A 12,508-nucleotide genomic window follows, 5' to 3' on the forward strand; every position below is an offset into this window, starting at 1 on the left:
CAAAAGACCGGCCCCCCGGGGGGCCGGTCTTTTCAAGGGGTGGAGGTGGCGGGAATCGAACCCGCGTCCTTCAGCGTTGCTTCAAGACTTCTCCGAGCGCAGTCTGTTAAGGCGTTTTCTCAGTCCCAGCGCTCATACAGACATGTCGCTGACAGACTCAGTCACTGTAAATGTCCCGTGCCAACCCCGTGACCGAGTTGACAAAGCAAGCTTCCTAGCTGAGGCCAGGAACCGGGCCGGAAGCATTCCCGGGCTGACCGCTACGTTAAGTTCTCAGGCCGTCAGGCGGCGAGAGAGTAGCTGCTGCGAACTGTAGAGTTGGCAGTTATTGTTTTCCAGAGATCGTTTACGAGATAACCCTGGATCCTCGGCTCGCTTCTCTTGAAACTAACGTCCAAAGTCGAAACCGTTCACCCCCTGTTGAGTTTTCAAACTCCCACCGCTGCCCGAAGGCCGAGGTGGAAGGTCCACACTATCAAGTCCAACAAGCTGGGCGCACCTGGGATTCCCCTACTTGATCAGGCGCAGGGTGAAGGGGTAGCGGAAGTTGGAGCCGGCTGCGGTGGCGATGCCGCCGACGCCGGTCAGGATGAACCACATCACGCCGAGGATCGGGAAGGCGAAGCCCAGGAACGAGCCGACCACGCCGGTCAGGATGCCCAGGGCGGCGAAGGCCATGAACGCGGTCAGCTGGAAGTTCAGCGCTTCCACGGCGTGCCGGCGTACGGCGGGGTTCTGCTTGCCCGCGGTGGCGACCACCAGGGCGGGGCCGACGAAGAAGGTCGGGTAGCCGAGCCAGTGGGCGACCGTGCCCAGACCGCGGCCGTCGCCGGTGTAGCGCTGGATCGGGGCCGGGCGGCTGAAGGCGGCCGGGACGTGGGTCGGGACCGGGCGCGCCATCAGGCCGTCGAACGTGCTGTTCAGCTCGGCCCGCGTCCGCGCCTTCAATGCCAGTTCCAGGCGGGTGTCGAACTCGAACTTGTCGACCCGGCCATCGGCGTACATTTCCTGGAGAATCTCGACGGCGCGATCCCGCTGTTCGGTCGTCACCCGCAGCTCTGAAGTGGACATGCCTCCACTGTGTCCGCCGAACGTCGTCCACCCCATCGGGTGCGCCCCGGAGCCATCCCTGAGCGGACCCGGGGGCTAGTCCCGGCGGCGGGTGCGGTCGGACAGCGCGCGCTGGGCCTCGCGGCTCGCTTGACGCTCGGCGAGGGCGTGGCGCTTGTCGTAGTCCTTCTTACCGCGCCCGGTGGCGAGCTCGACCTTGGCGTACCCGTCCTTGAAGTACAGCGACAGCGGGATCAGCGAGACGCCCTGCTGCTCGACGGCCTTGACCAGCTTCGCCATCTCGTCCTTGTGCAGGAGGAGTTTGCGGGTACGGCGAGGCTCGTGGTTGGTCCACGTACCGTGCTTGTACTCCGGAATGTGCATTCCCTGCAGCCACAGCTCGTTACCGCGGACCGCGGCGAACGCGTCGACGAGGGAGGCCCGGCCCTGCCGCAGGGACTTCACCTCGGTCCCCGTCAGCACCAGCCCGGCCTCCACAACGTCCTCGATGTGGTAGTCGTGTCGCGCCTTCCGGTTCTGCGCGATCGGCTTCTCCTGGCCGGTCTGTTTCACCATCCGACCAGTATCTCAGACCGTCTACAACCACTTCATCGGATTAACCACGCGACCGTCCTGGTAGACCATGAAGTGCAGGTGGCAACCGGTCGAGTACCCCGTCGTACCGACGTACCCGATGATCTCGCCGCGGGTGACGCGTTCGCCGACGCGGGCCTTGTAGCGAGACAGGTGGTTGTAGACGGTGGTGACGGACGAGCCGCCGATCACTCCGTGTGAGATGAACAGCCGGTTTCCGTAACCGCCGTTGTAGTACTTGTCGGTCACGCGCCCACTGGCCGCGGCCCGGATCGGCGTACCGCAGCCGCCGCCGAAGTCGGTGCCGTCGTGCAGCTTCCAGTAGTGCAGGACCGGGTGGAACCGCATTCCGAACGGCGACGTGATGTAGGTGTTGAGCGGCATGCTCAGCCGCCCGCCGCCCTCATCCGGGTCGTTCGGCACCGGCCGCGGCGGACGGTTCTCGCGACGGGCCCGCTCGCGCTCGGCCTTCTCCCGGGCAGCCTTGCGGCGCTCGGCCGCGGCCTTCTCGGCGCGGGCCCGGGCGATCAGGATCTGCTCGACCCGGTTGCGCTCGGCAAGCAATGCGTTGTACTGAACCTGCTCGGAGATCTTCTCGCGCTCGGCCCGCTTGTAGAGGACGAGCTTCTCCTTCGTGACCGCCTCGGCCTCGGCCTTGTCGGCAGCGACCTGCCGGGTCAGCTCGGTCACGTCCTTGACCGTCCGGGCCGCCTCGGCCCGCGCGGCCGCCGCGGACTGCTCGGCGGCGGCGACCTTGACCTGCCGGCTGGCGAGCTGCGCCTGCGCGTTGTTCAGGTTCGTGATCGCGTTGCTCTGGATGCCGAACACGTTCCGCTGCACCTGGATGCCGGTGGCAACATCAGCCGGCGAAGCGCCTTGCAGCGCAATGCTCAGGCCGACCAGGCTGTTCTGTTGCTGGTACGCCGATCGTACGGCGCGACCGGCCAGTGCTCGCTTCTCCGCGAGTGCCCGCTGCCCTGCCTCGACATCGGCCACGGCCTTCCGCAGTGCTCGTTCGGCGCGCGCGAGCTTGCCCGCGGCAACGGCATCAGCGGCCTTGGCGGCAGCCAGCCGGCCCTGGGCGGCGGCGTACCGGGTCTGGACGACCTTCAGCTTGGCGTCGGCCTTGGTGTAGGCCGTGACGGACTGGCTGAGCTGATCGGAGGCCTCGGCCAGTTCGGTCTTGGACTTGCCGATCTGGGCGTCGAGTTCCTTCTTCTTCTTGGCTGGATCGGGCGGATCCGCCTGGGCAGGCGCAACCGCCGCCAGGACTCCGGCGGACAGGGACAGGACAAGGCAGCATGCGGCAACGACCGTCTGCCGCCCCTGCGATCTCGTGCGGGAACGCGGGCGCGGTGTGGCCGAGGTGCCGGTGCTGTCGTCTCGCTGGATGCTCGCCCGCTCACGCGGGTCTGCACCGGGGAAGTGCGGGACCACAGGTCGACCCCTTGCTCTGGGTTTAGTTGTCGTGCGATGAGACTTCTACTGCACGATAAGTCACCCGGGTCAGACTTTGAGGTATTTCCGCGTCGTCAGGAATGTCGGGATCACCGCGAGGACCAGGCCGACCACGACCATGATGAGCGTGGCCCGGAAGGTTTCGGTGGCACCGACCCACTGCCAGACCTTGAAGGTTTCCTGGGCGCGTCGCATCACCACGAAGTACACGCCGAGCCACAAGGTGCCGCAGGCAAGGACCGCGCCGATCAGCGCGGCCAGGATCGCTTCCAGCAGGAACGGCAGCTGGATGTAGAAGTTCGAGGCGCCGACGAGCCGCATGATCCCGATCTCCCGGCGTCGCGCGTACGCCGCCAATCGGATCGTGTTCGAGATCTGCATCAACGCGGCGATCAGCAGCAGGCCGGCCGAGATATAGGCACCCCACTGGACGCCCTCGAGGGCCTTGAACAACGGATCGAGGTACTGCCGCAGGTCCTGCACGTTGTCGACACCCGGCAGGCCGGCGACCGCGCTGACCAGGTTCTGGTACTGCTTGGGGTCGCGGAGCTTGACCCGGAACGACTCCTGCATCTGGTCGACCGTGACCGTCGAGGCGATCGGCGAGTCCTTGTAGAGCTTCTGGAACTGCGCGAACGCATCCTTCTTCGACTCGCCGAAGACACCGTCGGGCGCGGTGTCCGGGTTCGACTCGATCACCTGGCGGATCCGGTTCTTCTGGTCCTGGGTCACCTCGGCACCCGAGCAGCCGCGGCCACCGGTGTCCTTGGTGCACATGAAGACCGAGATCTGGATCTTCCCGTACCAGTTGCCCTTCATCAGCCCGACCTGCTCGTTGGCCAGCAGCGCGCTGCCGAACAGTGCCAGCGAGACCCAGATGGTGACGACGACCGCGATCGTCATCGACAGGTTCCGCTTCAGGCCGATGCCGAGATCGGAGAGGATGTAGTTCAAACGCATTGTTCAGTCAGTCCCTACTCGGCGGCGGTCAGTGCTGGTAGCCGTAGACGCCGCGCGACTCGTCGCGGACGACATGACCGTTCTCCAGCTCGATCACGCGCTTGCGCATCTGGTTCACGATCGACACGTCGTGGGTGGCCATCACCACGGTGGTCCCGGTCCGGTTGATCCGGTCGAGCAGCTTCATGATGCCCTCCGACGTCGCCGGGTCCAGGTTTCCGGTCGGCTCGTCGGCGATCAGGATCATCGGCCGGTTCACGAACGCCCGCGCGATCGCGACCCGCTGCTGCTCACCACCGGACAGCTCGTCGGGCAGCCGGTCCTGTTTGCCCTCGAGCCCGACCAGCTCCAGCACCTCGGGAACGGTCTTGCGGATGTGCGAGCGCGGCTTGCCGATCACCTGCAGCGCGAAGGCGACGTTCTCGGCGACCGTCTTGTTCGGCAGCAGCCGGAAGTCCTGGAACACCGTCCCGATCTGCCGCCGCATCTGCGGGATCCGCCAGCTCGCCAGCCGGTTCAGGTCCTTGCCGGCCACCATGATGTGACCCTTGGACGTCCGGTGCTCACGCAGGACCAGGCGCAGGAACGTCGACTTGCCGGACCCGGAGGTACCGACCAGGAAGACGAACTCGCCTTTCTCGATCTCGACGTTGACGTTCAGCAGAGCGGCCTTGGTCTGGCCCTCGTACGTCTTGGAAACATTCTCGAAGCGGATCACGGGATCATCCGGCCGTGGTCGGGAACAGGAAGCGACGCAACGGTAACCACGTGGTGCACCGTACGCCACCGGAGCGGCCGCGGTCAGTCTAGGTGGTCCCCGGGCGTGCCGCCGACAACGGAGTCCGATACCCGGCGTACGGCGAAGTGTGGACTCCGGCTGGATCAGGCCGGGGCGGGGGTAGGGCCGTTGCCGGGGGCCGGGCGGGCGCCGGCGATGCGGGCTACGGCGGCGTCGGGTTTGCGGCCGGCGCGGCGGGCTGCCTCCACGTGGAGGCGGGCCAGCTCTACGGCTTGGCGGGAGACCGTGACGGTCTTCTTCTCAGCCATGCTCATCGTCTCCCTCGACGACCTCGATCTCGGCGTCTGCAATCTCAGCGTACGCGGCCGCGCCGACGCGGTCGATGGCCACGGCGGCGGTCAGCGCGGCGACCAGGTCGTAGTCCTCCGGTTGTAACAGCTCCGACCTCATCAGTGAGCGGAGCGTGACGACACCGGCGTCCGTGCCGGCCTCGTCGTCGTCGAGGATCTGCTCGACCGCCCAGCGCACCATCCGCATCGTCTCCTCACGATGCCGCCAGGTGTCGAGCTCGCGGTCGGACTTGCGGGTCAGGTAGGCCCCCAGAGCGACGCCGCCGAGCGCCAGCAGCGGGCTGAGCGCCGTCATCACCACCCCGATGACCACCATCCAGCTCGGAATCACCGACACACCCCCCAAACCATCGGCTTCCTCCACTGTTCTGCTGCGTTGACCGGTCGATGATGTTACGTAGGAGCATTCCATCCGCCACCGACAAAAAGCGCGCCCCCGCGGTCGGCCGAGAGTTGTCCCAGAATGACAAGGAACGAGGTCACCGTGATCGACGAACCCGAGGCGTACGACGTGTTCGTCCAGGGGACGGTGTTCCTGGACATCGTGCTGACCGGACTGGAGTCCGCGCCGACGACCGGGACCGAGATCTTCGCCGAAGGGATGGGGTCCTGCCCGGGCGGGGTCGCGAACTTCGCGATCGCCGCCAGCCGGCTCGGTCTGCGCAGCGGCCTGGCCGCGGTCTTCGGTGACGACGTGTACGCCGATTTCTGCTGGCGGACCCTGGCCGACCAGGAAGGTGTGGACCTCTCGCACTCCCGCCGGATCGGCCACTGGCACTCCCCGGTCACCGTGTCGATGTCGATCGACCGGGACCGGGCCATGGTCACCCACGCCCACGAAGCGCCCGGCGACCCGAGCAAACTGGTCGGTCCCGGGCTGAACACCCGGTCCGCGATCGTCCCGGTCGCCGACGATCTGCCCGACTGGGTGCAGCAGGCGAAGCAGTCCGGCGCGCTGCTGTTCGGTGACGTCGGCTGGGACCCGACCGACGAGTGGTCTCCGGCGGTGCTCGACGTACTGGACGGTTTCCACGCCTTCACCCCGAATGCGGCCGAGGCGATGGCCTACACCCGCACCGACACCCCGAAGGCCGCGCTCCACAAGCTGGCCGAGCGGGTGCCCCTCGCCGTCGTCACGAACGGCGCGGACGGCGTACTGGCAATCGACTCCGAATCCGGTGAAGAGGAGCACATCCCGGCTCTGCCGGTGCGTTCGTACGACCCCACCGGCGCCGGCGACGTCTTCCTCGCCTCGCTCGTGCTCGGCACGCTCCGCGGCTGGCCACTGGCCCACCGCCTCGCCTTCGGCAACCTCTGCGCCGGTCTGTCCGTCCAGCACTTCGGTGGTTCGCTGGCGGCGCCCGGCTGGGGCGACATCATCGACTGGGTCCGCGACCACAGCCGGCACCGCCCCGGCGACGTCGACCCCGAGATCCTCAAGCACTACACCTTCATCGGCGACGTCCTGCCCGCCGGCCCGGTGCCGATCGTCCGCCGCGCCTCCGCCACCATCGCCCGCCTCTCCGACGCCTGACTCCTCAGGAGCCCGACCACGCTGCGGAAATCCCCGCGACGAGAGCCCCGGGAGTCGTAGGGTCGAGGGACCCTACGGTTCTGGAGGCGGCGTGATGGGTGGGTTCAGCAGGCGGCAGGTGCTGGGGCTTGGCGGCGGGCTGGCGGCGGTCGCCGTGGCAGGTTGCGGGTCCAACTCAGGTCGCCCCGACAGCGGCGACGGCTCGAAGGTGACGCTGTCGCAGTGGTACCACCAGTACGGCGAGGCCGGCACCCAGCAGGCGGTCGAGCGGTACGCGAAGGAGTACCCGGACGCGACCGTGACGATCCAGTGGTCGCCGGGTGACTACGACAAGAAGGTGGCCACCACGCTGCTCACCGAGCAGGGTCCGGACGTGTTCGAGTACGGCAACGGTCCGACGATCGACATGATCAAGGCCGGCCAGGTGGTCGACCTGAGCGACGTACCGGGTGATGCGAAGGCGGACTTCACGCCGGCGCTGATCAGCCGGATGTCGTACCAGGGCAAGCTGTACGCGATCCCGCAGGTCGCCGACATGCAACTGCTCGTCTACCGCAAGAGCCTGCTCAGCGCGGCCGGCGTCCAGCCGCCGCAGACCGTCGACGAGCTGCTCGACGCGGCGAAGAAGCTGACCACCGACAAGGTGAAGGGGCTGTTCGTCGGGAACGACGGCGGCGTCGGCGTACTCGGCGGGCCCGCGCTGTGGTCGGTCGGTCTCGACTACCTGACCGAGGACGGCAAGTTCGGCTTCGACGACCCGCTCGCGGCCGAGTCCCTGAAGAAGCTCCGCGAACTGTTCACGTCGAAGGCGCTGCTGCTCGGTGCGCCCGCCGACTGGTCCGACCCGTCGGCGTTCACGCAGGGCCTGACCGCGATGCAGCTCACCGGTCTGTGGACTCTCCCCGCGATCGAGAAGGCGCTGAAGGACGACTACGGCGTACTCCCCTGGCCGAAGCTGAACGCGACCACCGGCGCCCCGAGCGTCCCGGTCGGCGCCTACGGCTCCTGCGTCAGCTCGAAGTCGAAGAACGTCGACGCGGCGAAGAAGTTCGTCAAGTGGCTGTGGGTCGATCAGACCGACAAGCAGCTCGACTTCGCCCAGGCGTACGGCTTCCACATCCCGGCCCGCAAGTCACTCGTCGAGAAGGCCGAGAAGCTGAAGTCCGGCCCGGCCGCCGAGGCCGCCAAGTTCGTCAACGAGCACGGTCACGCCCAGACGCCGATCCTGTGGTCCCCCAAGTCCGGTACGGCGTACTCCGACGCCCTGAACCGGATCATCCGCAGCGGCTCCGACCCGGCCACCGAGATCAAGACGGTCAAGTCCGTCGTCGAAGCCGAACTGAAGCGGATCAACGGCTGATGGACCTGCGCCCCCTCACCCCCGAAGACCACGAGCTGATCGAGCTGGCCCGCCGTACCGTCGACGAGAACACCGACGGCCCCGACGGCATCTACACCATGGGCGCCGCCGTCCGCTCCGCCGACGGCCGCCTGTACGCCGGCATCAACCTCTACCACTTCACCGGCGGCCCCTGCGCCGAACTCGTTGCCCTCGGCCACGCCCGAGCCTCCGGCGCCCGCGACCTCACCACCATCGTCGCCGTAGGCAACGAAAACCGCGGCCTCTTCGCCCCCTGCGGCCGAGACCGCCAGATCCTCGTCGACTACCACCCCGGCATCCGAGTCCTCCTCCCCACCCCACAAGGCAACCGCTCAGTCCCAGCCACCGACCTACTCCCCACCGCCTACCACTGGCAACCCTGAGGCAGTCTGACTCAGGCGACCTTCCAGGTGCGGTCACCGAGGGTCGCCACCACGTCGACTGTGCCACCCAGGGCAGTCACATACGCGCGAATGATCTCGATGCCGGAGACCTCACCGCTCTCGATCTTCGAGATCCGCGCCTGCGAGACCTGAAGCAGCTCAGCAAGCCGAACCTGCGTGACCCCAGCAGCCTTCCGCATCTCCGCAAGCTGGTGCCCGCGCACGTACGCTTCGGTCCGCTCGCGCGCAGCCTGCTTCGCCGCCGCACGCTCCACAGGCGTCCGCGGGTCAACCGCCCTTGCCTTGGCCTTGACGTCTTCCCAGTTGGAGTATGTATTCATTTCACTCCTCCGCTTTCAGTGCGATCAGATGCTCAGCAAACCGCTCGTCCGCCAGCGGAACTGCCACCCGATACCAGCTCTCCCACTGCCCCGACTTGTCCCCGGCCACCAGAATGATGGCCTCACGCATCGGATCGAAGGCGAAGAGCATTCGGATCTCGCTCTGACCCGATGATGCCGGACGTAGCTCCTTCATGTTGTGGAATCGACTGCCTTTCAGCCGGTCAACCAGCGGCCGACCGACCGTGGGGCCCTCGCAGGCCAACAGGTCGACAGCACGCTCGATCAGGCCAGCCGTCTCCGGCTCGCTTTCGCAGAGTTCCAGGTACCACGCCTCGACCTCGGAGTGCAGTCTGATCGTCCAGCTCATGCAACCAAATATAACTTATTCATCATACCGACGAGCGTCGCTCAGGGAAAGGCTGGGATGATGTCTTTGGCGTAGGCGGCGAGGGTTTGTTCCTTGGCGTCGTGCTGGAGGTAGACGGCGAACTGGTCGACGCCGAGTGCTTTGAGCTCTTCCAGGCGGGCGAGGTGGTTCTCGACCGGGCCGAGGATGCAGAAGCGGTCGACGACCTCGTCGGGGACGAAGTCGGTGTGGGTGTTGCCGGCTCGGCCGTGCTGGCTGTAGTCGTAGCCTTTGCGGCCCTCGATGTAGTCGGTGAGGGCCTTGGGTACGCCGCCGCTGTCGCCGTACCGCGCGACGATATCGGCCACGTGGTTGCCGACCATCCCGCCGAACCAGCGGGTCTGCTCGCGCTGGTGCTCGAGATCGTCGCCGACGTACGCCGGGGCGGCCACGCAGAACTTGATGGCGTCCGGATCCCGGCCGGCCTCCTCCGCGGAACGCCGTACCGCGGCAATCATCCAGGCCGCGATGTCCGGATCGGCCAGCTGCAGGATGTAGCCGTCGCCGACCTGACCGGTCGCCGCCAGCGCCCTCGGCCCGTACGCCGCCACCCACACGTCGAGTGCGCCGTCCTTGACCCAGCCGAGCTTCAGCTCCTGACCGCGATGGGTGACCGTCTCGCCACGCGCCAGCGACCGGACGACCTCGACACACTGCTTCATGTCGGCGATCGTGCCGGGTTGCGCACCGAGTGTCCGCAAGGCCGAGTCGCCGCGGCCGATGCCGCAGACTGTGCGGTTCCCGAACATCTCGTTCAGTGTGGCGAACTGCGACGCGATCACCGTCCAGTCCCGCGTCCCCGGATTCGTCACCATCGGGCCAACGATCACGCGCCGGGTCGACGCCAGGATCTGGCTGTAGATGACGAACGGCTCCTGCCACAGCAGGTGCGAGTCGAACGTCCACACGTAGTCGAACCCGGCGTCCTCCGCCTTGCGCGCCAGCTCCACGACCGCGGACGCCGGCGGATCACACTGGAACACCACTCCGAAGTCCACAGCTGCCCCCTAGACCAGGTACGTCGACAGGCCGCGCTTCAGGTACCGGCCGCGACCCTTCCGGCCATGGTAGTTGCCGTCAGCCACGATCACCTCGCCGCGCGAGATCACTGTGCCCACCCGGCCCTGGATCTCGACCCCTTCGTACGCCGAATAGTCCATGCTCATGTGATGCGTCCCGACCCCGATCCGCGTCGTACCGTTCGGGTCGTAGATGACCAGGTCCGCATCCGAGCCCGGCGCGACGATCCCCTTCTGCGGGTACAGCCCGAACATCCGGGCCGGCGTGGTCGCGATCGTCTCCACCCAGCGCTCCAGCGACAACTGCCCGTCGACGACGCCTTGGTAGATCAGGTCGACCCGGTGCTCGACCCCGCCGATCCCGTTCGGGATCTTCGAGAAGTCACCGAGGCCGAGCTCCTTCTGATCCTTCATGCAGAACGGGCAGTGGTCGGTCGACACGATCGCCAGATCGTTGCTCCGCAGCCCCTTCCACAGGTCCTTCGCATGCGACTCGTGCTTGCTGCGCAACGGCGTCGAGCAGACCCACTTCGCCCCTTCGAATCCGGGCGCGCCCAGCTGGTCCTCGAGGGTCAGGTAGAGATACTGCGGGCAGGTCTCGGCGAAAACGTTGCGTCCGGCATCTCTCGCCTTCGCCACCGCCTCCAGTGCCCCGCTCGCCGACAGGTGCACGATGTACAGCGGGCAGTCCTTCGCGACCTCCGCCAGCGCGATCGCCCGGCTCGTCGCCTCGGCCTCCAGCGCCGCCGGCCGCGTGATCCCGTGATAGATCGGATCGGTCTCACCCCGCGCCAGCGCCTGCTGCACCAGGACGTCGATCGCGATGCCGTTCTCCGCGTGCATCATGATCATCGCGCCGTTCTCCCGCGCGGTCTGCATCGCCCGCAGGATCTGGCCGTCGTCGGAGTAGAACACCCCGGGATAGGCCATGAACAGCTTGAAACTCGTGATCCCCTCGTCCGTGACGAGCTGATCCATCGCCTTCAACGCGTCGTTGTCCACGCCGCCGAGAATCATGTGGAACGCATAGTCGATATGACAGTTCCCCTCGGCCTTGGCGTGCCAAGCGGCCAACCCGTCCTGTACGACGTCGCCCGTCTTCTGCACGGCGAAGTCGATGATCGTCGTCGTCCCGCCCCAGGCAGCCGCCCGGGTCCCCGTGTCGAACGTGTCACTGGCCGCCGTACCACCGAACGGCAGCTCCATGTGCGTGTGCGCGTCGATCCCGCCCGGTATCACATACTTGCCGGAGGCATCGACCACCTCGTCCGGGGTGATCGTTGCACTGAACAACGGATCGAGCAGGGCAACGATCTTCTCCCCCTGCACCAGGACATCGGCCAACTGCGTCCCGGTCGGCCCGATCACGGTCCCACCCTTGACCAGCAACGTCATTCTGGCTCCCTCTACGGCTTCGTCAGGTCCCCGTAAGCGTCCGGCCGGCGATCCCGGTAGAACTGCCACCGGTCCCGCACCGTGTCCAGCAGGCCGAGATCCAGATCCCTGATGATCAGCTCGGGGTCATGGTCGTGCCCGACCTCCCCCACGAACTTCCCCTCCGGATCCACGAAGTACGACGTACCGTAGAAGTCGTTGTCCCCGTAGTCGGACTCGATCCCGACCCGGTTGATCGCCCCGATGAAGTACTCGTTGGCCACCGCCGAAGCCGGCTGCTCCAGCTGCCACAGGTACGCCGACAACCCGCGACTCGTCGCCGACGGATTGAACACGATCTTCGCCCCCGCGAGCCCGAGCGCCCGCCACCCCTCCGGAAAATGCCGGTCGTAACAGATGTAGACCCCGATCCGCCCGACCGCGGTGTCGAACACCGGATACCCCAGATTCCCCGGCCGGAAGTAGAACTTCTCCCAGAACCCCTTCACCTGCGGAATATGGTTCTTCCGGTACTTCCCCAGGTACTTGCCATCAGCATCGATCACGGCGGCCGTGTTGTACAGCACCCCCGCCTGCTCCTGCTCGTACATCGGCAGCACCATCACCAGACCCAGCTCCGCGGCCAACGCCTGGAACCGCTCGGTGGTCGGCCCCGGCACACTCTCGGCGTACTCGTAGAACTTGGGATCCTGCAGCTGACAGAAGTAAGGCCCGTAGAAAAGTTCCTGGAAGCAAATAACCTTCGCCCCCGCCTGCGCAGCCTGCCGCGCATACTCCTCGTGCGCCTTGATCATCGACTCCTTGTCACCAGTCCAAGAAGTCTGCACCAACGCCGCCCGCACAACCTCCGCCACCGAAACCTCCCGAAGTCGCCGAGCACCCATACTCCATCCGC

15 protein-coding genes and 1 other RNA gene are annotated in these 12,508 nt (G+C 66.6%); 3 read left to right on the forward strand and 13 right to left on the reverse strand.

The window, feature by feature from the left end:
* Positions 1 to 37 precede the first annotated feature (37 nt).
* The 8 genes from ssrA to ACFCV3_RS04220 form a co-directional block, all read right to left on the reverse strand.
* Positions 38 to 418: a transfer-messenger RNA gene (ssrA, locus tag ACFCV3_RS04185) on the reverse strand.
* Positions 419 to 510: 92 nt separating this feature from the next.
* Entirely contained in the window at positions 511 to 1,071 is a 561-nt protein-coding gene (locus tag ACFCV3_RS04190) for a DUF1707 and DUF4870 domain-containing protein (protein ID WP_376025936.1), read from the reverse strand.
* 75 nt (positions 1,072 to 1,146) lie between these two features.
* Positions 1,147 to 1,626: an SsrA-binding protein SmpB gene (gene smpB, locus ACFCV3_RS04195; RefSeq protein ID WP_376025938.1), complete on the reverse strand. Its 480-nt coding sequence runs from the start codon at positions 1,624 to 1,626 to the stop codon at positions 1,147 to 1,149.
* Between the two features lie 21 nt (positions 1,627 to 1,647).
* Entirely contained in the window at positions 1,648 to 3,081 is a 1,434-nt protein-coding gene (locus tag ACFCV3_RS04200; protein WP_376025939.1) for a M23 family metallopeptidase, read from the reverse strand.
* A gap of 69 nt (positions 3,082 to 3,150) precedes the next feature.
* Positions 3,151 to 4,062 carry a permease-like cell division protein FtsX gene (gene ftsX, locus ACFCV3_RS04205; protein ID WP_376025940.1) on the reverse strand — a complete coding sequence of 304 codons (912 nt, stop codon included), beginning with the start codon at positions 4,060 to 4,062 and terminating at the stop codon, positions 3,151 to 3,153.
* Positions 4,063 to 4,090: 28 nt separating this feature from the next.
* Positions 4,091 to 4,780, reverse strand: coding sequence for a cell division ATP-binding protein FtsE (gene ftsE, locus ACFCV3_RS04210; RefSeq protein WP_132407842.1), 690 nt, complete (start codon positions 4,778 to 4,780; stop codon positions 4,091 to 4,093).
* A 164-nt stretch (positions 4,781 to 4,944) separates the two neighbouring features.
* Positions 4,945 to 5,109, reverse strand: coding sequence for a hypothetical protein (locus tag ACFCV3_RS04215; protein ID WP_376025941.1), 165 nt, complete (start codon positions 5,107 to 5,109; stop codon positions 4,945 to 4,947).
* Positions 5,102 to 5,488, reverse strand: coding sequence for a hypothetical protein (locus tag ACFCV3_RS04220; RefSeq protein ID WP_376025942.1), 387 nt, complete (start codon positions 5,486 to 5,488; stop codon positions 5,102 to 5,104). The genes ACFCV3_RS04215 and ACFCV3_RS04220 overlap by 8 nt, the downstream gene beginning before the upstream one ends.
* Before the next feature lie 126 nt (positions 5,489 to 5,614).
* Between ACFCV3_RS04220 and ACFCV3_RS04225 the strand changes: the two genes are divergently transcribed.
* From ACFCV3_RS04225 to ACFCV3_RS04235, 3 genes are all read left to right on the forward strand, one after another.
* A complete protein-coding gene (locus ACFCV3_RS04225) occupies positions 5,615 to 6,685 on the forward strand; it encodes a carbohydrate kinase family protein (RefSeq protein ID WP_376025943.1) in 1,071 nt (356 codons plus the stop codon).
* Between the two features lie 94 nt (positions 6,686 to 6,779).
* On the forward strand, positions 6,780 to 8,045 hold the full coding sequence (locus tag ACFCV3_RS04230) for an ABC transporter substrate-binding protein (protein ID WP_376025945.1): 1,266 nt from the start codon (positions 6,780 to 6,782) through the stop codon (positions 8,043 to 8,045).
* Positions 8,045 to 8,449 (forward strand): cytidine deaminase, encoded by a 405-nt coding sequence (locus ACFCV3_RS04235; protein ID WP_376025947.1) that lies wholly within the window; start codon positions 8,045 to 8,047, stop codon positions 8,447 to 8,449. The genes ACFCV3_RS04230 and ACFCV3_RS04235 overlap by 1 nt, the downstream gene beginning before the upstream one ends.
* Positions 8,450 to 8,460: 11 nt before the next feature.
* On the opposite strand, the gene ACFCV3_RS04240 is transcribed toward ACFCV3_RS04235, so the two are convergent.
* Genes ACFCV3_RS04240 through ACFCV3_RS04260 form a run of 5 tightly spaced genes read right to left on the reverse strand, consistent with a single transcriptional unit; the run spans position 8,461 to position 12,467 of the window.
* A complete protein-coding gene (locus tag ACFCV3_RS04240; RefSeq protein WP_376025948.1) occupies positions 8,461 to 8,790 on the reverse strand; it encodes a helix-turn-helix domain-containing protein in 330 nt (109 codons plus the stop codon).
* Position 8,791: 1 nt separating this feature from the next.
* On the reverse strand, positions 8,792 to 9,160 hold the full coding sequence (locus ACFCV3_RS04245; protein WP_376025950.1) for a type II toxin-antitoxin system RelE/ParE family toxin: 369 nt from the start codon (positions 9,158 to 9,160) through the stop codon (positions 8,792 to 8,794).
* A gap of 41 nt (positions 9,161 to 9,201) precedes the next feature.
* Positions 9,202 to 10,197, reverse strand: coding sequence for a TIGR03842 family LLM class F420-dependent oxidoreductase (locus ACFCV3_RS04250; RefSeq protein ID WP_376025951.1), 996 nt, complete (start codon positions 10,195 to 10,197; stop codon positions 9,202 to 9,204).
* 9 nt (positions 10,198 to 10,206) lie between these two features.
* Complete coding sequence (gene hydA, locus ACFCV3_RS04255) at positions 10,207 to 11,613, reverse strand: dihydropyrimidinase (RefSeq protein ID WP_376025953.1); 1,407 nt, start codon at positions 11,611 to 11,613, stop codon at positions 10,207 to 10,209.
* Positions 11,614 to 11,624: 11 nt separating this feature from the next.
* Positions 11,625 to 12,467 (reverse strand): nitrilase-related carbon-nitrogen hydrolase, encoded by an 843-nt coding sequence (locus ACFCV3_RS04260; protein WP_376025955.1) that lies wholly within the window; start codon positions 12,465 to 12,467, stop codon positions 11,625 to 11,627.
* Between the last annotated feature and the right edge of the window lie 41 nt (positions 12,468 to 12,508).

This window comes from Kribbella sp. NPDC056345 (assembly GCF_042262745.1).
GTDB lineage: Bacteria > Actinomycetota > Actinomycetes > Propionibacteriales > Kribbellaceae > Kribbella.